The 20,688-nt window shown below is 49.0% G+C and carries 19 protein-coding genes and 1 tRNA gene; 10 read left to right on the top strand and 10 right to left on the bottom strand.

Annotated features, from left to right (window positions below):
* Positions 1 to 159 precede the first annotated feature (159 nt).
* Entirely contained in the window at positions 160 to 639 is a 480-nt protein-coding gene (lrp, locus tag FM042_RS02200) for a leucine-responsive transcriptional regulator Lrp (protein WP_143234115.1), read from the bottom strand.
* Between the two features lie 187 nt (positions 640 to 826).
* Here lrp and ald point away from each other — a divergent pair, with 187 nt between their 5' ends.
* The 4 genes from ald (at position 827) to infA (ending at position 4,098) form a co-directional block, all read left to right on the top strand.
* The gene (gene ald, locus FM042_RS02195) at positions 827 to 1,954 is read left to right on the top strand and encodes an alanine dehydrogenase (RefSeq protein ID WP_143234114.1); all 1,128 of its coding nucleotides are present in this window, start codon (positions 827 to 829) and stop codon (positions 1,952 to 1,954) included.
* A gap of 132 nt (positions 1,955 to 2,086) precedes the next feature.
* On the top strand, positions 2,087 to 3,040 hold the full coding sequence (trxB, locus tag FM042_RS02190; protein WP_143234113.1) for a thioredoxin-disulfide reductase: 954 nt from the start codon (positions 2,087 to 2,089) through the stop codon (positions 3,038 to 3,040).
* Positions 3,041 to 3,086: 46 nt separating this feature from the next.
* Complete coding sequence (gene aat / locus FM042_RS02185; RefSeq protein ID WP_143235580.1) at positions 3,087 to 3,821, top strand: leucyl/phenylalanyl-tRNA--protein transferase; 735 nt, start codon at positions 3,087 to 3,089, stop codon at positions 3,819 to 3,821.
* 58 nt (positions 3,822 to 3,879) lie between these two features.
* Positions 3,880 to 4,098 carry a translation initiation factor IF-1 gene (infA, locus tag FM042_RS02180; protein WP_014291892.1) on the top strand — a complete coding sequence of 73 codons (219 nt, stop codon included), beginning with the start codon at positions 3,880 to 3,882 and terminating at the stop codon, positions 4,096 to 4,098.
* Positions 4,099 to 4,267: 169 nt separating this feature from the next.
* On the opposite strand, the gene clpA is transcribed toward infA, so the two are convergent.
* Both clpA and clpS read right to left on the bottom strand, forming a co-directional pair.
* Positions 4,268 to 6,526: an ATP-dependent Clp protease ATP-binding subunit ClpA gene (gene clpA, locus FM042_RS02175; protein WP_143234112.1), complete on the bottom strand. Its 2,259-nt coding sequence runs from the start codon at positions 6,524 to 6,526 to the stop codon at positions 4,268 to 4,270.
* 22 nt (positions 6,527 to 6,548) lie between these two features.
* Positions 6,549 to 6,866 carry an ATP-dependent Clp protease adapter ClpS gene (gene clpS / locus FM042_RS02170; RefSeq protein WP_143234111.1) on the bottom strand — a complete coding sequence of 106 codons (318 nt, stop codon included), beginning with the start codon at positions 6,864 to 6,866 and terminating at the stop codon, positions 6,549 to 6,551.
* Positions 6,867 to 7,127: 261 nt separating this feature from the next.
* Between clpS and cspD the strand changes: the two genes are divergently transcribed.
* Entirely contained in the window at positions 7,128 to 7,349 is a 222-nt protein-coding gene (cspD, locus tag FM042_RS02165; protein ID WP_143234110.1) for a cold shock domain-containing protein CspD, read from the top strand.
* An 83-nt stretch (positions 7,350 to 7,432) separates the two neighbouring features.
* Here cspD and yejK read toward each other — a convergent pair whose 3' ends face one another.
* Positions 7,433 to 8,494: a nucleoid-associated protein YejK gene (gene yejK / locus FM042_RS02160; protein ID WP_143234109.1), complete on the bottom strand. Its 1,062-nt coding sequence runs from the start codon at positions 8,492 to 8,494 to the stop codon at positions 7,433 to 7,435.
* Positions 8,495 to 8,567: 73 nt separating this feature from the next.
* On the opposite strand from yejK, the gene FM042_RS02155 reads away from it, so the two are divergent.
* From FM042_RS02155 to FM042_RS02145, 3 genes are all read left to right on the top strand, one after another.
* On the top strand, positions 8,568 to 8,792 hold the full coding sequence (locus tag FM042_RS02155; RefSeq protein ID WP_143234108.1) for a YejL family protein: 225 nt from the start codon (positions 8,568 to 8,570) through the stop codon (positions 8,790 to 8,792).
* 39 nt (positions 8,793 to 8,831) lie between these two features.
* Complete coding sequence (locus tag FM042_RS02150; RefSeq protein WP_143234107.1) at positions 8,832 to 10,448, top strand: DUF3413 domain-containing protein; 1,617 nt, start codon at positions 8,832 to 8,834, stop codon at positions 10,446 to 10,448.
* Positions 10,449 to 10,555: 107 nt separating this feature from the next.
* Positions 10,556 to 10,632: transfer RNA gene (locus FM042_RS02145), tRNA-Pro, on the top strand.
* Positions 10,633 to 10,758: 126 nt separating this feature from the next.
* On the opposite strand, the gene ltaE is transcribed toward FM042_RS02145, so the two are convergent.
* From ltaE to waaA, 6 genes are all read right to left on the bottom strand, one after another.
* Positions 10,759 to 11,781 (bottom strand): low-specificity L-threonine aldolase, encoded by a 1,023-nt coding sequence (gene ltaE / locus FM042_RS02140; protein WP_143234106.1) that lies wholly within the window; start codon positions 11,779 to 11,781, stop codon positions 10,759 to 10,761.
* Between the two features lie 61 nt (positions 11,782 to 11,842).
* Complete coding sequence (locus FM042_RS02135; RefSeq protein WP_143234105.1) at positions 11,843 to 13,897, bottom strand: M13 family metallopeptidase; 2,055 nt, start codon at positions 13,895 to 13,897, stop codon at positions 11,843 to 11,845.
* Between the two features lie 120 nt (positions 13,898 to 14,017).
* Complete coding sequence (locus FM042_RS02130; RefSeq protein ID WP_143234104.1) at positions 14,018 to 14,557, bottom strand: YgjV family protein; 540 nt, start codon at positions 14,555 to 14,557, stop codon at positions 14,018 to 14,020.
* Positions 14,558 to 14,622: 65 nt separating this feature from the next.
* Entirely contained in the window at positions 14,623 to 15,030 is a 408-nt protein-coding gene (locus FM042_RS02125) for a hypothetical protein (protein WP_143234103.1), read from the bottom strand.
* Positions 15,027 to 15,590: a DUF192 domain-containing protein gene (locus FM042_RS02120; RefSeq protein ID WP_232366331.1), complete on the bottom strand. Its 564-nt coding sequence runs from the start codon at positions 15,588 to 15,590 to the stop codon at positions 15,027 to 15,029. The genes FM042_RS02125 and FM042_RS02120 overlap by 4 nt, the downstream gene beginning before the upstream one ends.
* Before the next feature lie 15 nt (positions 15,591 to 15,605).
* Complete coding sequence (gene waaA, locus FM042_RS02115; RefSeq protein WP_143234102.1) at positions 15,606 to 16,898, bottom strand: lipid IV(A) 3-deoxy-D-manno-octulosonic acid transferase; 1,293 nt, start codon at positions 16,896 to 16,898, stop codon at positions 15,606 to 15,608.
* 136 nt (positions 16,899 to 17,034) lie between these two features.
* On the opposite strand from waaA, the gene FM042_RS02110 reads away from it, so the two are divergent.
* Together FM042_RS02110 and FM042_RS02105 are read left to right on the top strand one after the other, a co-directional pair.
* On the top strand, positions 17,035 to 17,985 hold the full coding sequence (locus FM042_RS02110; RefSeq protein ID WP_143234101.1) for a gluconeogenesis factor YvcK family protein: 951 nt from the start codon (positions 17,035 to 17,037) through the stop codon (positions 17,983 to 17,985).
* 21 nt (positions 17,986 to 18,006) lie between these two features.
* Positions 18,007 to 20,682, top strand: coding sequence for a M14 family metallopeptidase (locus FM042_RS02105; protein WP_143234100.1), 2,676 nt, complete (start codon positions 18,007 to 18,009; stop codon positions 20,680 to 20,682).
* Positions 20,683 to 20,688 lie beyond the last annotated feature (6 nt).

The raw sequence follows: 20,688 nt of genomic DNA, 5'->3' as shown, positions 1-20,688 counted from the left end.
TATCTCTATATCTAGCGTGATACGCGTTGCTTTATCGTATGTCCTTACACATTTTTATTGGTTCAGGGCAACAATGTAACTGAATTTCCGTGAATTTTACGCTCACCGCTCACTGTGCCAGATATCACCTAACTGATTGTAACCAATTTACCAGTGAATTCAGCCTTTAATCACCACTTTATTTTCTTGTTTTACTGCTTCCATAACCACATAGGTGCGCGATTCATTCACGCCCGGCATATTTAATAAGGTTTCTCCGAGCAATTTTCGATACGCTGCCATATCTGCTACGCGGGCTTTCAGCAGAAAATCAAAATCGCCCGAGACCAAGTGACATTCGAGAATCTCTTCGGTTTTGCGCGCCGCATCACTGAACTCGGCAAATACATCAGAAGAGGTCTTACTCAACGTAATCTCGACAAACACCAATAACGGGGTTCCTAGTTTATCCGGGTCTATTCGCGCGTTGTAACCAAGAATCACGCCGTCACGTTCAAGCTTACGCACGCGCTCTAAACAGGGTGTTGGACTCAGGCCTACCTCGCGCGCCAAAGCAACATTCGATATACGCCCTCGCTCTTGCAGGATGCGCAAAATCTTACGATCAATCCTATCAATAGTGACTTTATCTTTACTCATTTAACCAGCCAGTTTTTCCCACTAATAATAAGTAGTATTTTAGCATATAAAACTTATTTTTACGTTAAAAAAAGTAAGTCACGCCAGTTCGCCCTGCGTTATACTTTGCCCAAATTTTACGAGGGTCCCGGTGGTTGCAAGCGTTGCACTGCCCGACCCATTTATACAGCTCAAGAGGCACTTTGCTATGTTGATTGGTGTACCTAAAGAAATTAAAAACCATGAATACCGTATCGGCTTATCACCTGCGGCAGTCCGTGAATATGTGGAACACGGCCATGACGTGATGATCCAGCGCGATGGCGGCGTGTCCATCGGGTTTACCAATGAAGATTACGAAGCTGCCGGTGCGCGCATTGTCGACACGCCAGAAGAAATCTTTGCTAAAGCCGATATGATTGTGAAGGTGAAAGAGCCGCAGCCGAACGAATGCAAAATGCTCCGTGAAGGCCAAATTCTGTATACCTACCTTCATCTCGCCCCAGATCCAGAGCAAACCCGGTTATTAGCGGAAGCGGGTGTCACCGCCATTGCCTACGAAACCGTGACCGATAATCGTGGCGGCTTACCGTTGCTCGCTCCTATGAGTGAAGTGGCGGGTCGCATGTCGATTCAAGCAGGCGCTCATCACTTAGAAAAAGCCCATGGCGGTTCCGGAACCCTACTCGGTGGCGTGCCTGGTGTAGCCCCAGGCAAAGTACTTATCATTGGTGGTGGCGTTGTAGGTACCCAAGCAGCGAAAATGGCGATCGGTATGGGCGCCGATGTCACCATTCTTGATCGTTCATTGCCGCGCTTGCGCGAACTAGACGATATTTTTGGTGGTCGTGTCAAAACTGTGTACTCCACGGTAGACGCCATCGAATTATATTCACGTGAAGCCGATCTTGTGGTCGGTGCGGTATTGATTCCTGGTGCTGCGGCACCGAAACTACTGACCCGCGAGCATATTAAAAATATGAAGCCTGGTTCAGTACTGGTCGATGTTGCCATCGATCAAGGCGGCTGCTTTGAAACCTCAAAAGCAACAACGCATCAAGATCCAACCTACATCGTTGATGACGTAGTTCATTATTGTGTAGCAAACATGCCTGGTGGCGTTGCTCGTACTTCAACCATTGCACTTAATAATGCGACCCTACCCCATGGTTTAGCATTGGCTAATAAAGGCTTGGCAGCACTTGAGCATGACGCAAACCTACGCAATGGTTTGAATATGCACAAAGGCTACATTACCTATAAAGCGATTCACGATGATTTAGGTGCAAAACTAAATCTTGAGTACTTAGAGCCGCTCTCTGCTATTAAAATCTAGGTTAATTAAAGAGCCGACGTCAGTCGGCTCTTTACGCATTTGTAACAACTCCCTACAATAGCGGTCCTTATCTCTTCTTAAAATTATTGCCTGTGCAGTAAGCAGGCCAGCAAACATCGGAGTCGTTGTTCCATGGCTGAAGTAAAGCATTGTAAACTCTTAATTCTCGGTTCAGGCCCTGCCGGCTACACCGCCGCGGTCTACGCTGCCCGAGCCAACCTTGATCCGGTATTGGTCACTGGTATGCAACAAGGCGGTCAATTAACCACGACCACAGACGTTGAAAACTGGCCGGGTGACCCTGAAGGCTTAACGGGCCCAGATTTAATGGTACGCATGCAACAACACGCCGAGCGTTTCAATACCGAAATCTTGTTTGACCATATTCACACGGTTGAGCTATCTGAGCGCCCCTTCCGCTTAAAAGGTGAGAAAGAATACACCTGTGATGCGCTAATTATCGCAACTGGTGCCTCTGCTAAATATTTGGGATTACCTTCGGAAGACGCATTTAAAGGCAAAGGCGTAAGCGCCTGTGCCACCTGCGACGGCTTTTTCTACCGTGGTCAGAAAGTATGTGTGGTCGGTGGCGGAAACACCGCAGTGGAAGAAGCCTTATATCTTTCTAATATCGCAGAAGAAGTACACGTTATTCACCGTCGCGATACCTTCCGAGCGGAAAAGATCTTAATCGATCGTATGATGAAGAAAGCTGAAGAAGGCAAAATTAAGTTACACCTGCACAAAACCCTCGATGAAGTGCTTGGAGACAATATGGGTGTCACTGGCATTCGTATTAAAGATGCACGCGACGGCAGCACCGACGAACTTGAACTGCAAGGTGTGTTTATTGCTATCGGTCATCAGCCCAACACTCAGATGTTTGAAGGCCAACTAAGTATGGAGAACGGATACATCAAAGTACAAACCGGCTCCAACGGAAATGCCACACAAACCTCTATCCCAGGCGTTTTTGCCGCAGGTGATGTGAGCGACCATATCTACCGACAAGCAATTACGTCGGCGGGTACCGGCTGTATGGCTGCCCTTGATGCGGAACGCTTCTTGGATGCGATAGCCAAGTAACTACCCAATGGCCTGCCTCGCAGGCCATTTTTTATTGAGCGACGCCATGAACCTCACCGGCATTCCTGAAGTCAGCAAAGACCCATCCGCGCCATTTCCTGCGCCGTCCGCCGCCGGTGATCGCCATGGTGGCTTAATTGCATGGGGTGGATGTCTCTCCACACAACGCTTGGTCAATGCCTATCGACATGGCATCTTTCCTTGGTTCTCCGAAGGGGACCCGATCCTTTGGTGGAACCCTATGGTCCGGGCTGTGCTGTTCCCTGATCAAATATACTGCAACCGCAGCCTGCGCAAATTTATAAAGAAATGCGATTATCGCATCTCCTTAAATCAGAACTTTAACGAAGTGATCGAGCAATGCGCCCATGCACCTCGAGGTCCCAATAATGGTACCTGGATTACCCAAGAGATGTGTGACGCCTACAAGGAACTTCATCAACACGGCAGCGCACACTCTGTAGAAGTCTGGCATCACGATCAACTGATAGGTGGCCTTTACGGGATTCAAGTAGGAAGTGTTTTTGCGGGGGAAAGTATGTTTTCCATCAAGCCCAACGCCTCAAAAATAGCGTTACTTGCCCTTGCCCAGGATTTGATTGGTCATGGACTGCGCTTGATTGATTGCCAAATCATGAATGATCATTTAGAAAATTTAGGTGCCATACTGGTACATCGAGATGATTATTTAGATTATTTACAGCAAGATTCGGTGCAAATTCCGGCCCATATTTGGCAATCACGTGAATTGAATTTTCTAGATGTTGGCAATCCTTGTTAAAAAGCGGTAAAATCCCCGCGCTTTAGAATTAGCCAGACCAAAAAAGACAGAGGACTTAATGGCGAAAGAAGATAGCATTGAAATGCAGGGAACGATCCTTGAAACCCTGCCAAACACCATGTTCCGCGTTGAACTTGAAAACGGGCACGTGGTTACTGCGCATATTTCTGGAAAAATGCGTAAAAACTACATTCGAATTCTGACCGGCGATAAAGTGACCGTTCAGCTGACTCCTTACGATTTAAGCAAGGGTCGTATCGTATTCCGCTCGCGCTAAACGAGCCTACAGCGCTTGTCATTTATGGCAGACGGTTGCACAAACATTAGCACTCTCTAAGCGCTAGTACTCACGCAACCCATAGCACGAATTACAAAATAAAAGCCCAGCTCTGTTGAGCTGGGCTTTTTGCGTATGTATCGATTACCGTGGGCCGCATGGACAACACTTAGGTAATGGCTTCGCTCGCATTGTCGTAAACAAATGTAAGTTCATCACCTTGTTCATTGAGCTGAGCACGCACATTTCCGCCCTGACTTAATTTACCAAACAAAATTTCATTGGCGAGTGGCTTTTTCAAATGCTCTTGAATAATCCGTGTCATTGGACGTGCGCCCATGGATCGGTCGTAGCCTTTCTCAGCGAGCCACTCAAGCGCACTCTTCTCAACTTCTAGTGACACACCCTTCTTATCCAGTTGTGCCTGCAATTCGCAGATAAATTTATCCACAACTTGCATAATAATCTCAGTATTCAGGTGGTTGAACCAAATGATACCATCGAGGCGATTACGAAATTCTGGCGTGAAAATCTTATTGATCTCCGACAGCGCATCGAACTTGTGATCTTGCTCTTGGAAACCAATAGATTGACGTTCAGTTTCCCGCACACCGGCGTTAGTTGTCATCACCAACACGACATTACGGAAATCTGCTTTGCGTCCGTTATTATCGGTTAACGTCCCGTTATCCATGACTTGCAACAAGATATTAAAGATATCGCTATGAGCTTTCTCGATTTCATCAAGCAATACCACACTGTATGGGTGCTTAATCACTGCTTCTGTCAGTAAACCGCCCTGCTCGTATCCAACGTAGCCTGGAGGCGCACCGATCAGACGACTCACTGCGTGACGTTCCATGTACTCGGACATATCAAAACGAAGGAGCTCCACGCCCATGGCCTTCGCCAACTGCTGCGTAACTTCCGTTTTACCTACCCCAGTAGGTCCTGCAAATAAAAACGAGCCCACAGGTTGATGTTCGCCACCTAGTCCTGAGCGCGATAGTCGGATAGCAGATACCAAACTGTCGATGGCCGCATCCTGACCGAACACCACCATCTTCAAATTGCGATCCAACTGTTTGAGCATACTTTGGTCATTACGTGATACAGATTGCGCCGGAACTCGCGCAATTCGAGCGATAATGGCTTCGATATCCGCAACACCTACGGTTTTCTTCCGTTTTGAGGGCGGCAACAAACGCTGACTCGCACCGGCTTCATCCATGACATCAATCGCTTTATCCGGTAAGTGCCGCTCGTTAATATACTTTGCCGCTAACTCCGCAGCAGCCCGAATCGCCGGCTGGGTATAACGAATGCCGTGATGCTCTTCGTATTTTTCACGCAATCCCATAAGAATACGTGTGGTATCTTCCACCGTTGGCTCGGTTACATCTATTTTCTGGAACCGGCGAACCAGCGCACGATCCTTTTCAAAAATATTCTTAAACTCTTGATAAGTGGTGGACCCAATACATTTTAGGTCCCCGCTTGAAAGCAGCGGTTTTAAAAGATTAGAGGCGTCCATCACACCACCGGATGCAGCACCGGCACCCACGATGGTGTGAATTTCATCAATAAATAGAATTGCGTGAGGGTGTTTACTGACCTCCCGTAACAATGCTTTAAACCGTTTCTCAAAGTCGCCACGGTATTTGGTACCTGCAAGTAACCCGCCCATATCCAGACTGAAAATCACCGCATCAGCGATAACTTGTGGTACTTCATTTTTCACAATGCGATAGGCTAAGCCTTCGGCAATCGCTGTCTTTCCAACCCCCGCCTCACCCACCAAAAGCGGGTTGTTCTTGCGACGTCGACAGAGCACTTGCACACAGCGTTCCAATTCTGCATCCCGGCCAATTAACGGGTCAATTTTACCTAGCTTGGCTCGCGCATTAAGATTCACGCAGAACCGCGCAAGATAACTTGCTTCCTGATCGTCCCCCTCACCTTCTGGATTTTCGGCAGGCTGGGCTTTTTCTTCCTCAACTCTGGAGATGCCATGAGAAATGAAATTCACTACATCAAGTCGCGTCACTTCATGTTTATTCAGCAAGTACACCGCTTGCGATTCTTGTTCGCTAAAAATGGCCACTAATACATTAGCCCCAGTCACTTCGGAATTACCCGAAGACTGCACATGAAATACAGCACGCTGCAACACACGCTGAAAACCGAGGGTTGGCTGGGTATCACTATGCTCATCGACATCGAACTTGGGGGTACTGCGCTCGATATAATTCACTAACTCGTCTTTCAACGAGGCGAACTTCACACCACAGGCTCGCAACGCTTCTGCGGCTTCCGGGTTATCTAATAAGGCGACCAGCAGGTGTTCTACGGTCATGAGTTCATGCTGACGCTCGCGGGCAAGGCGAAACGCATCATTTAATGAAATCTCGAGTGCTTTGTTCAGCATACAACTCTCCTTACTTCACAAATCATGCTTGCTCCATAGTACAGAGCAGCGGATGCTGGTGTTCGCGGGCGTATTGATTGACCTGAACCACCTTTGTTTCTGCAATTTCTGCAGAGTATATTCCACATACGGCTTTTCCTTGCTCATGGACCTGCAACATAACATTTGTTGCCTTTTCTTGGTCGAGACGGAAGAAGCGCACTAACACTTCAATTACAAAATCCATCGGTGTGTAATCGTCATTATTGAGCATCACCGAGTACATGCGCGGTGGCTGCAGATGAATGTCCGTCTCATCAGCGAGGTGGTGCTCAGGAATGGAGTCGCTGTACTTCGTCATAAACTCGTCGTGTACCTATTAACTATAGCCAGAATTCTAGCAAGTGGTAGCGCAAATTTTTGCAAATCTTCGCAACTACGTTAAAAAAATGTAATCAAATACTCGTTCGGCGCTTGACTATTTTTTAGTCTTATCTACAGTAAGAAATGGTTCCGCCCAAACCAAATTTCAAGGTCCAGTGGAATCGTCTGCGCCCCAACAATAATAACAGGCGCTCGAAAGACTAAAATAATATCTCACACGCAAGAAGGAAGTAGAAGTATGGCTACCGGTAAAGTCAAATGGTTCAATAACTCGAAAGGTTTTGGATTTATTGAGTCGACTGATCGGAGTGGTGACATTTTCGCGCACTATTCGACCATTCAAATGGAAGGCTATCGTACCTTAAAAGCAGGTCAAGAAGTCGACTTTGAGTTAGAAGAAGGCCCGAAAGGGTTGCATGCAACTCAGATTGTTCCTCACGTATCAGATCCTAAGTCGTAGCGACGGCTTACCGTTCTGCTTTGTCTTCCTTCTCGGTAGACAAATAAAAAAATGCCAGCAAACGCTGGCATTTTTTATGTCTATTAATCGTTGTGACCTAAATACCGGCGTAATTGATCCCGTAAATTCGGCGGTGTTCCTTTAATCGTTAAGGTATCTGTATCCGCATCATAGCTCACCCGCTGACCGAACATGGTTTGATCAAAGGCAACACTCAAGCCGCCGCCTTGCCCTTGGAATTTAATCAACTGACGCAAACTTGCGCGATCCGCGGGAAACTGTTCAGGAAGCTCTACCCCTTTATCTTGAGTAAATGCTTTTAACGACGGCGCACCTTTTTCGGTAAGGCGGCTTTCGAGCCCTTCCATACTCACGTGTTCGCCTTGCTGCCAACGCTCGCCGCAATAGTCATAGACTTCACGACGCATGGCGTGAGCACTTTCTTCTTCAAGCTCTGTTTCCTTCACCAAGGCTTGCACCGTATCCACTAAGTGACGGGTACTCGCTTTTGAATTCACTCGTTCTTTGCAACCGAGAAAATCGAGGAAAAACTCACTGACCTTGCGGCCTGCACGGCCTTTAATGAATGACACATAATAGCTATCACCCATCTTGGCTTGGTATTCGGTGAGATTAATTCGCGCTGCTAGCTGAATTTTTGTGATATCTAACTGAGCCGATTTATGCACGCTCAAATCCGGCTGAACCATGACACCCTCGCGTACGGGCAAAAAGCTTACCACGAGGAAACGGTCACCACTGTGCTCGTAATCCGAGAGCAGCAAAAACCCAGAATCTGTAAAAGCATACTTTGTCAGTTCTTCTTGCAGCAGGTTGGCCACTTCCTTTGAAAAATCTACAAACGACGTATTTTCGTGCAACCAATCATCCAATAGTTTCACAAAACGCGGTTCCGGGATTACGTCATCGCTATGGCTGCTGGTATCATCCTGTAACTCATCAATACCCACAAAACTGGCGTAGCCTTTGGCGGGTTTTGCATTGTATACCTGATTTAATTCCTGCAGTAAGGTGGTGACTTCCGCATCAACATTCAAGGCAGCGGGTGAAAACCGCAAGCCAAATTTACCGTCGGGATCTTGGTAGACATGATGAACAATACTGGCTGTAACCGTCAGATTCATGGGCCTCTCGCTATGCAACTATCTGATTTATGATAAACTGCGTTTAGTCTATCACGTTGCTAGAGAGAGCCGAATGCCAATCATTTCAAAATATGACGTTGCTCGCCAAGAACGCCTCATGGACGAGATCCTCGAGATTCTCGCCAAAGACGAAGCCCCGCGGGATTTAGCCCTGATGACATTAGGCAATGTCACCACCCATATCCTGAATGCGCACGTACCGGCAGAAAAACGTGAAGCGGTCGCCCGACAATTCGGGCAAATTCTGCTACAGTCAGTGACACATCAAGATTCCTGATGACTCTAACAATAAACACAGGCTTGGAATCACAACATCATGGGTAAAAATCAACATCGAGACCGCATCGCACGACTTGTCAGCTGGGGGCACTGGTTTACCTTTTGGAATATTATTCTGTGCCTACTCATCGGCTTGCTCTATGTTGAAACCGCATTGCCAGCGGAAACCTGGCCCGCTGCCGGTTATCTACTCATTAGTTGGTTAGGCCATTTTGCATTCCTGCCCTTTGTTATCTTTATCGTATTGCTCTTTCCGTTTTGCATATTACTTCCATTTTCACGCGTGCTGCGCGGCTATGCCGCAGTTATCGCAACCATTGGTGTATTTGCCCTGCTCTTTGATGTGGTATTTTTCCGCAGCTACGGCTTTCATCTAAACACCTATTCACTGGCACAGCTTGCTAGCGATGCAGAAAACTTATTGGCCGGCGGGAGTTTCCTCCTACTTGCTCTGATCATCTTTGCCTTTCTGTTCATTTTTGGCAGTCAGTTGGTATTAGCTAATATCAGTTGGAAACGCCTCGATAGCTTACAGAAAGGGCGTTACTCAAAACCGGTCATTGCCGTTTTTATTATGAGTTTCCTCGCCAGTCACAGCACCCATATTTGGGCCGACGCGGTGCTTTACACGCCCATTACCCAGCAAGATGATTTATTTCCATTATCCTATCCAACCACCGCAAAAACCCTCATGGCTCGACATGGTTGGATTACTGTAGAACGCTATCAGAGCCAGCGGGAGCGACTTACTGGAGACGAAACCCTAGCGGTTAACTATCCGCAGGCACCATTGTTGTGTGCTCGTGAAGCGCAACCCGGGCAAACCGTGATTATTGCCTTTGATCAGATCAGCCCAGAGTTGCGCATCCAGATTAATCAGCACATTCCTGAACTGACTGAGTTTACCGGTACCCATCTTGGTCATCGTGCACAAGAATCCGCCCTATTTAGCCTGCTCTATGGAATACCAGACCTATACAAAGAAAGCCTATTTGACCAGAACTTAAAGCCGGCGTATTGGCGTGTCATGGCCGACTACAACACACCTTTTGTGATGCAGCATAGCGAACACTATGATCGCTCTCATTTCCCTGAGTTTCTGCACGAACACCTGCAAAGCAGTCAGCAACTTAACCAGCAAGTGGATGGGGTGTTGGTACGCTTTGTCGCCGCCGACGATGCGGCAGACGTGATCGAGGAAGTGTTAGCCCTGCGGGAACAGCGGGATATTCGTATCCTCATTACCGGCTTGGTCAATGCCCATGTGCAACCCCTTGAGCTCAATGTCGCAGCGCCGGATCGGGTGCAAGTGCCGATGTGGACGTTTGGCATCCCGCTTGCCAACCGGGATCTCACCCACCTCGATGACATTATGCCGACGATACTGTCGTTTTATATGTCGTGCACCGACGAGTTTTCGGCCTTTACTATGGGTCGCAACATGCTCAGTAGCGAACGAGTTTACCCGCGCGCGCAAAGCATTCGGCCTTTTATCTACCTGTTTGAAGGGCATCAGCTCACTATCCTTGACCAAAATGGAGAATTACAACTCTATAATGACCGAGGTGAGTTAGTACCGGGAGGGGTTCCGGCTACGCCCGTATTTATCCAAGCATTGCGCGATTTGCAGCGATTTGGCAATCAAGTGGAGTAACGCCGAACCATATAGCTTAGCATTGCTTAAAAAAGAGCCAGTCGTGTGCTTTTCCCTGCTTTGCCACTTGCCATTTTTCTTCAACCGAGTAACATACGCGCTGCGGTCGGCGTGTGGCGCAGCTTGGTAGCGCACTGTCATGGGGTGTCAGGGGTCGCTGGTTCAAATCCAGTCACGCCGACCAATTAAAAACCTGTTTTATAACAGGTTTTTTTGTGCCTGGGGTTTATCCCCTATTTGACCGCCCCAATTCCGCCCCAATATACAGTGACCTATCTTCCTCTTCACTCGCAGCAGGATTTTAAGGCTGTCACGTTCGCTTGCTAACCAGCAATTCACGAAAAGATGCCACCACCTGTTCGACATCTCCAGCACTCACATCAAGATGCGTCACTAAGCGCATGCGCGCCGCATTAGGTACGAGAATTCCCCTCTCCTTGAGTGAGCGATGTACATTCGTGGCCTGATTCGGGTCACTAAAATTCAGGTACACCATATTGGTTTGTACCGGTTCCACCTGGATTCCCTCAATATCAGCGAGACCGAGAGCCAAGCGTTGCGCGTGCTCATGGTCTTGCTGCAGTCGTTCAACATGATGGTCTAGGGCAAAATCCATGGCCGCAGCAATGATACCAGCTTGGCGCATCCCGCCGCCGAGCATCTTGCGCCAGCGCCGCCCTTGTGCAATCAGAGCTTCAGAACCCACTAAGACCGAGCCTATGGGTGTACCCAAGCCTTTTGAAAAGCAAATGGAAACGGAATCCATCGGTGCACACAATGACGAAATCGCCTCACCAGTGGCTATATGGGCATTAAACAACCGTGCCCCGTCAAGATGCACCTGCAGCCCTTTTCGGTCTGCCAAGGCGCGTACAGACGCGGTATAGCCCGTTGGCATCACTTTGCCCGTATGGGTATTCTCTAACGCGATAAGCCGTGTTCTCGGAAAATGTGGATCCTTGGCTTTGATCTTGCTCTCCAGCGCCGCCAAGGCCACAGTACCATCCGTATCGATGGCGAGGGTCTGAGGTACGATCCCGCCAAGCACAGCAGCACCTCCGGCTTCGTAACGGTACGTATGGTACTCTTCACCAACAAGATATTCGTCGCCCCGCTGACAGTGGCTCAGCAAGGCGATCAGATTACTTTGCGTGCCGCTCGCGCATAACAACCCAGCCTCCTTCCCCGTAAGCTCTGCAACCCGCTGTTCTAGCGCGTTCACACTTGGGTCTTCCCCGTATACATCGTCACCGGTGGCGGCTTGCGCCATTGCTTTACGCATCTCAGGCGTAGGCTGCGTGACTGTATCGCTACGTAAATCAATCCGCTTCATCCGCGTCTCCTAAAAAAACGCCGGCATAGTTGCCGGCGTTGTTCGTATGTGGTTTTGGCAATTACCAAATTTTAACGCGAACTTCCTCATCGCGATACATTGGATCTCCTGCTTCTACACCATAGGCTTCGTAGAATTCAGGCATATTTGATAATGGTCCCAGCACGCGATATTTACCCGGTGAATGTGGGCCCACAATCACTTGACGACGCAGGGCTTCATCGCGGAATTTAATCCGCCAGATTTGGCCCCACCCGGCAAAGAACCGCTGTTCACCGGTAAAGCCATCAATCTCTGGCGCTTCATTTCCTTCCAAGGAGTTCCGATACGCACGCAGAGCCACATTCAAGCCACCGAGATCAGCAATGTTTTCACCCAACATCAGTGCGCCTTGCAAGTGCAGGTCATCAATCGGGTTAAAGGCATTGAACTGTTCAACCATTAGGTCGGCCCGAGCACGGAAGCGTTCTTCATCTACCGGGCTCCACCAGTCACGTAGATTTCCTTCACCATCAGAGCGACGTCCCTGATCATCAAAGCCATGTACGATCTCGTGGCCAATCACTGCACCGATAGCGCCATAATTCACAGCGTCATCTGCATCGACATTAAAGAACGGTGGCTGAAGAATTGCCGCGGGAAACACAATTTCGTTCATGGTTGCACGGTAATAGGCGTTCACGGTTTGTGGCGTCATACCCCAATCGGTAGGATCAACCTCTTGACCTAAACGTGCAATATTGCGGTCGTATTCACATGAAGCAGCGCGACGCATATTGCCAACTAAATCTGTGCTATCGATCGTGACGCAATCGTAATCACGCCATACTTCGGGATAACCAATTTTGGTATTAAAGGTCGCAAGTTTCGCATGCGCTTCTTGTTTGGTTTCTTCAGTCATCCAATCCAAGTCATCAATAGCTTCGCCAAAGGCAACCAGAATATTGTCGACCATTTCCGCCATCCGTACTTCGGCTTCTGGCTGATAGTGGCGCGCTACATACTCTTCCCCAACCATAAAGCCCAATACGCTCTCAACGGTGCTTACCGCTAAGCGTTCGCGGCTACGCTGTTCCTGCAAGCCTTGTAAAGTGCGTCCGTAGAAATCAAAACTGGCTGACGCAAACGCCTCTGGTAACATACTCGCCGCCGAACGCAGGGTATGGAAGCGTAAATAATCCTGCCACTCTTCCACTGAGATATCTTGATACATAGCCGCAAAGCTTGTGAGATATGCGGGCTGACGAACCACTACTTCGTCAATTTCTAAACCTGCGTGGGCGAACACCTGATCCCAAGCTAAACCTGGAGCAACCTCATTCAGTTCTGCAATAGTCAGCTTGTTGTATGTCGCTAAACGATCGCGGTTTTGTATGCGTGTCCAATGATGTTCAGCAATCGCCGTCTCTACTGCAAGAATGCGCTGTGCGGCTTCTTCACCGCCTTCCCATTCCGCCGCGTCCCACAAGGTCGCGATAAAATCGGTGTAGGCACTGCGGATCTGAGCATTTCGATCATCGCTGGCTAAATAGTATTCACGGTCTGGCAAACCCAAACCTGACTGGGAAATCGCTGTGATATGCTGGTCTGATTGCATTTGATCCTGGCCAACAAAAATAGCAAACGGGGTTCCCGCACGGTAGCGTTGTTGCTCGCCCCAGTAGCGAACTAGCTCATCGTGGCTGGAAAGGGCCGCGATGGTTTCGAAGTCAGCAGAAAGTGGTGATAAACCTAGAGACTCGATGCGCTCCTCATCCATATAAGAACGATACAAGTCGCCAATTTTTTGTTGATTCGAGCCTGCTTCCGCATCTACTGCAGCGAATTCCTGCACAATGGCTTGTACATGCTCTTCCGCTGCTTCACGCAGTTCATCAAAACTGCCCCAACGTGCACGATCACTTGGGATTTCGGTATTTGCTAACCAACCACCATTTACATAGCGGAAGAAGTTATCTTGTGGACGCACAGAAGTGTCCATATTGTGTAATTCAATACCGGAAACCGTTTGCTGTTGTGCTTGTTCAGTTTCTACGGTGCTACGGGGCGCGTCTGAGCACGCCGCTAGGCCTAGTGCGAGTGCCACACTGATTGCCACAGTTGAAAGATGTTTCATGGAAGTTCCTGTTTTTGTCGTTATATAACGGTTCATGAATGAGTGTCGCCAATCCCTACCCGCTTTACAACTTGGCAGCGGTTAAACGAACACAGGCTGCGACCAGTCGCCAACAGCGACTTAGTCTTGATTCGCCGATTTATGCAATTCCTGTTCTGATTGTACCCGGCGTCGATCACTACGCAATTTTAAGAAAATACTCGTGAGATTACTGAGGTTAAACAACATGCCAAAAGGCGAGAACACGAGCAGTGCGTAGATAAACATCAATGATTCGGCCAGGATAAACCATTTACGAATGGTATCTGCGCTTTTCAGAATCACCGAACCCACCGTAAAAATAAGCGACGCGGTGTAGGCAATAAATAAAGTCGCTGGGTTATTTAGGATAAACCACTCAATCAAGCAGAAGATCACGTTGATCAATACGAAACCAAGTAACACCGGCATGCTTTGATAACGCATGGCGACGATATTACGCACCGCGCCGATGGCGAGACCAATACCTGCCGCCATCGCCCCAAGCATAAAGAAATGGACGCTTAAAAACGCCAACGCGAACGCAGTGACAAACCGATAGCCATTCACCGTCTCTTGGCGGTAGCCGATAAAGTTCATTACCAGCGCCGCAGCGCCGAAGAACTGGATCCAAACATCCATTACATTAACTCACTTTTAAATTACATTTAGGAAACAAATACAAGACTAACCCATTCATACTTCGTTTATTTTGCGAACTCATGGATTTGCAGGTCATAATCTTGTAAGACTCCCTGCGGGGAGAAATAAAGGGTCATCATAAGCATCCGACTGCGTTCGTTATCGTGCAAGACATCCGTGTAATTTAAAAATAGAAATTCACCGCTATGACCACGACCATGGGCAGGACCCCACCAGCGTTGCACATCGCTCATGGTGGTTCGGTTTACAATCAAATGAAATTCAGCGTTTTGATAAGTGAGCTGCCCCAAGTTTGGCGCTCCCGAACGGGTCGGTGTTTGGGTTTGTGGTGTTGATTGATTGACAGGTTGCTGTTGCACCGGCTCAGTGGTGGTGCAGCCCCCAAGAATGAGAGCCATCCCCATAGTTATCGGCAATAACACCTGACCAGATAGCCTAAATCCAAAGGTCATTGCCCCTGTTCCTGTGCGGATGTTTGTGTTGCCGATTCGTTCCTGAATGACCATAACTCGGATACCTCTAGCGGTGACTCACAGCTTGCATTATAGAGCCTGTCCCCCACGCTGACACCCCAATTCGCAAATTGGCCCTGATTCACTTCTAACGCCATCATCACGGGTTGCGACGCCGGATAAGAAGGACACAAGGATGAAAGCGCCGATGTGCAAGGGGCCATGGCCTGAATTTCCATGATCTCGAAATCGTGATTCAAGTAAGCAATATCCAGAGGTATACGCGTGTTATACATCCAAAAGCTTAAGTATTGCGTGTCTGGATACACAAATAGCATGCCCTGTGTTTCAGGTAATGATTCACGATGCATCAAGCCCCTGCTACGTTCATTTGCGGTAAGTGCAAGTTCAAGCGCCAGCGGTTGTGCTACAGCGGATTCAGCCCCTTTCAAGCATGCTGGAAATAGCGCGTCTGTTGCGGGCGTTTCCGCTTTTACACAAGCGCTGAGCAGACTTGCGGCAATCACCGTAAGGGCTAGCATTGACTGTTTGGTTGCCATCTCCTGCACTCTCCGTTATGTATTGCTAACCAACTGCTCAACCCGCGATTTCATTCGGGCCGTGGCGCCTCGATGTTGGGAAAATAACTGTTGGGCTTGCGCCCCAAGTCGTTGCGCTGTTTCAATCGTAGTCAACAGTCCACTTAAAGTCGCGTACAGGCTATCGGCATCATCGACCCAGCGTACAGCTTGACGTTGATCTAATTGCTGATAAATCTCAGAAAAATTGAAAATATGGCGCCCTGATATAACAGGAACGCCAAACGCCATGGGCTCAAGAGGGTTGTGCCCGCCCCGCTCTATTAAGGAACCGCCGACAAATGCAACGGTGGCTAACCCATACCAAATTAACAGCTCACCCATACTATCCGCGAGCAGTACTTGCGTATCTTCAGTTATCGGTCGTCCACTGCTTCGGCGCACATAGCGCAGTCCGCTGGCATCCAGCTTCTTCGCGACCTCATCAAATCGTTCTAGATGGCGCGGAACTAGGATCAATAATGTGCGTGGTTTGCTCGGTAAAATACGGCGAAATGCATCGAGCAACTGGGTTTCTTCCCCGTCGTGGGTGCTCCCGGCTGTGACAACGGGGCGATTACCTAACAGTGCCTTGAATTCACTTACGTCATCTCGAGTGCTCGGCGGAACATGAATATCAAACTTTAGATTCCCTGCGATATCTAATGCTTCGGGGCGCACGCCAATATCTAAAAAGCGCTCAGCCGCGACATCCGTTTGCGCCGCGCAGTACGATAATGCTGCCCACACCGGCTTAAACAGCCAGGATAGACGAATATATCCCCGCGCAGATTGCTCCGACATACGTCCATTCACGAGGGCCACCGGAATATCTAACGCGCGACTTTGGAGTACTAAGTTAGGCCATAGTTCGGTTTCAAGGATAACCACCGCTCTCGGTTGCAGGGCTTTTAGAAAACGTTTCATCACTGTTGGAAGATCCAACGGCAGATAACAATGGTACACCTTGTCAGCAAAGATCGTCCGCACCAGATCAGAGGCTGTCGGCGTCATACAGGTAATCACCACGGGACGATCCGAACCATCGTTCAAAAAGCGTTCAATAAGCGGACGCGCCGCCATAAACTCACCCACGGAAACGCAGTGAAACATTATTGCACCGCGGGCTTCCTGAGGAATCACTTGCCGTGCAAAACGCTCACCCATCCGTCCGCGATAATCTGGATTTTTCCTACTTTGCCAGCCAAAATAAAGCAAAATCAAAGGTGTAAAAAGATAAAGCAGTGCGCTGTAGATGCGAACGCCAAATGTCGAGTTCGGAGTGTACATAGATATCCTATTTCTTAGAAACGCCGTTATCTTGCCAGAAACTTACGGAGTTTGCCTATGAAATCAAGGCAAATTGGTTCACTCGCTCTCTGTGACGATATATAGTCTGGATAAATACCAAGGAATAAGAGTTATTATGAATGCTGCGTTTCGGTCGCGAAAGGATCCCCATCAATTTGATCACCTGAATGTTACTGCAATAGGCGGTGGTCATGGTTTAGGGCGCGTGATGTCGACCCTATCCTTTATGCGCAAACGTCTGGTCGGTATTGTCGCCACCACCGATAATGGGGGTTCCACGGGACAACTTCGTAACGCCCATCAATGCATTGCCTGGGGCGACATTCGCAACTGTATGTCGCAGTTGGCGAACCAACCCCTTGCTGCTGAAGTATTAAATTTCCGCTTCGACGAGGAATCAAGCCTGTCTGGTCATAGTATGGGCAATCTATTGTTGTATACCTTAGACGCGTTAAGCGCTCGCCCCGTCGATGGAATTCAACTATTAAGTCGCTTGCTTAAAGTACAAAATCGTATCCTGCCGATGGCAGAATCACCGACAGATCTTGTGGCCGTGCTTGAAAATGACATGCAATGCTTCGGCGAAATACGGGTCGATGAGTTAAACCAAATGCCCAAGCAAATGGCGTTGTCACCGCAAGTTACCGCAACACCCGAAGCAATACGGCATATTCAGAGTTCCGATTTGATCATTTTGGGGCCTGGAAGTTTTCTCACGTCGATCTTACCGCCGCTGTTAGTCGGTGATATCGCTCATGCCATCGCGAATTCCTCAGCAAAGGTCGTTTTTATTGATAATCTCACGCAAGAGCCAAGCCCTGCCGGCTACCTCAGCTTATCTGAGCGGCTTGCTTGGCTGGAGAAGCAATTAGAATTCCAACCTGTGGATCTGGTGATATCACCGCATTCCGATGCCAAAGTAACGGTACCTATGATTCACAATGTGATTGCGGATGCACGTGTAGCCCACCGCCATCAGCAAGATTCGCTTCTCCAAGCATTAAATCATGCAGTAACAACCCTCTGGCCAGAACGGGCTGCAGCGGCTTCTACTGACGTGCTGTAATTACAACAACCAGGACTCACTATGAAACGTACTCTCCTCGCCCTCTGTATCGCGGGCGCAATGACGACATCAACACTGGCGGCAGAGCCAACTGTGCCGCAATGGCCAAATAGTAATTATCAAGACACGCCAACCGTTGAACAAGTATTAGGTTATCCGGCGGGCGCGCGTATTTCTAGTCCAGAGCAAATTCGCCATTATTTTGATGCCTTGGTGGATGCACATCCGGATCGCATTCAACTGGTGGAATACGGTGAAACCTGGCAAGGACGGTCACTCTTTTATGTCGCCATTTCTTCCGCCGAAAATATTCAGCGCTTAGATGATATTGAAGCAAATATGCGACGTCTGGCAGATCCGCGCGAGCTCAATGATCGGCAAGCACGCGAATTAATGCAGGATCTTCCCAGCTCAGTGTGGATTGCCAATAGCGTGCACGGCAACGAAATTTCACCTGCAGAATCGTCCATGGTAACTGCCTGGCACTTATTAGCTGACAGCAGTGATGATACCCGCGCTCTCCTTAGTAACACTATTGTGTACTTAGACCCGCTGCAAAATCCTGATGGTCGTGCGCGCTTTGTGAGCCGCTATTACGCCACCATTGGGATGGAACCGTCTGATGATCGCCTCTCAGCAGAACATAACGAGCCATGGCCAAATGGGCGCACCAACCACTATTTATTTGATATGAATCGGGATTGGTTAGCGCTTACGCAACCAGAAACCCGAGGCCGAATTGCTGCCCTCTTGCAGACTTTCCCACTGATTTTCGTCGATTCTCACGAAATGGGGGGGGATTTACCTTATTACTTCACCCCTGAAGCGCACCCTTTCAATCCCTTTATTACCAGTGAGCAGCGCGAAGGTCTGAACTGGATTGGCGAGAACAACGCCAAGCATTTCGATAATTTTGGTTATGACTACTTTACCCGGGAGATTTTTGACGCTTTTTACCCGGGTTATGGAGCCAGTTGGCCGCTCTACCACGGCAGTTTAGCCAGTACTTACGAAATGGGTTCTGCTCGCGGTCATCATTTCCGCACCAATGAAGGCGAGATTCTCACCTACGCAGATGGTGTGCAACAGAACTTTGTCGCCTTTATGGCCACCATTGAAACTGCCTCTAAACGGCGTGAGGCCCTACTCCAGCGTTTCTACGACTATCGTAAGAGTGGTATTGAAAAAGGCCGTCGTGGTGATACGCGGAGCTATATTTTCCCCAATACACGGGATCAGGCTGGGAACCAGAAGCTGGTTGCCGTTCTTGCAGAACAAGGCATTGAAGTGGGTCAAGCGACGGCTGACTTCCGCGCCTGCGGTAGTCAATATCAACAAGGGGCTTTTGTGGTGCAAGCATCCCAGCCTGCATATCATTTGATTCGTACCCTGCTCGACAGCCATGTGCCCATGGACCAAGATTTTCTAGAAGAGCAAGAGCGTTTACGAGCCAATAACTTACGCGATCAAATTTATGATGTTACCGCATGGTCACTACCCTTGATGTTTAACGTGGACATGACCGTGTGTAACCAACAACCACGCGTAGCAACACAGGCTGTTGGTCCAGAGCGTATTCTTCCAGGTACTGTAACTAACGCCGACGCAGGATTCGGTTTTGCAGTCGCTTGGGGCGACATGAATACAGGCCGTTTCCTCACGGCTGCATTGCGCGACGGCTTATTAGTGCGTAGCTCTGACCTTGAGTTTAAACACGCTTCAGGCCAAACCTTTCCCGCCGGATCACTGATTGTGCCGCGAGCGGGGAATCCGGATGATCTCAGCCAGCGGGTGGCCGCTTTAGCAGAACAAAGCGGTGCCACCGTTGTTGGTCTTGAGCGCAGTTGGATGCAGGATGGTCCGAATGTAGGCTCCGTGAATGTAAAACGGATGCATGCCCCGAATATCGCGATGCTTTGGGATCAACCCACCAATGTACTCAGTGCGGGTAGCACTCGTTATATTATCGAACGCGAGTTTAATTACCCCGTCACGGCGATTCGTCCTGCACAGTTACAGCGAGCCGATCTAAGTCGTTACCAAGTGCTGATTTTACCGGCAACCGCTCAGGGTAGCTATGAACAAGCCCTAGGTGACGCTGGCCGTGAGAATTTACGGCAGTGGGTACAGCGCGGTGGTGTGTTAATCACTCTCGGTAATGCAACACGCTTCGCCGTGAGCGGTGAAAATCCTCTCTTGGCGAGTGCCCTAGAGCGCAAAGCTCAAGTTGATGATTTAGCCCCACGGGCGAACGGACAGCGCGTTGATGGTGTGCTGATTAGCGATGAAGAAGATCATCAGCGGTACATTCGCGACCCGAAATCGGATCCCGATTGGGTTTCCGGTGTGATCACCCGTACCTCGGTCGATCAGGAGCACTGGTTAACGGCAGGCATCCATTCGCGCCTCTATGCCATGTTTATCGGGAGCGACATCTATGCCCCATTACGCATTAGCGATGGGCGCAATGTGGTGAACTATGCAGGCAAAGACGACCTACTTGCAAGCGGCTACATGTGGGCGGAGAACATCGAACAAGTGGCCTATAAGCCTTATTTGATGGTGCAACCGCAAGGGCGAGGTATGGTGATTAGCTTTACCCAAGAACCAAACTTCCGCGCGTACCTTGATGGTCAACATGTGCTGCTGATGAACGCAATTTTCCGTGGCGCAGCACACGCAAACCCTGTTCGTTAATAGCAA

The sequence above is a fragment of the Aliidiomarina halalkaliphila genome (assembly GCF_007096385.1).
Taxonomy (GTDB): domain Bacteria; phylum Pseudomonadota; class Gammaproteobacteria; order Enterobacterales; family Alteromonadaceae; genus Aliidiomarina; species Aliidiomarina halalkaliphila.
This window is presented reverse-complemented; position numbering and strand designations above follow the sequence as displayed.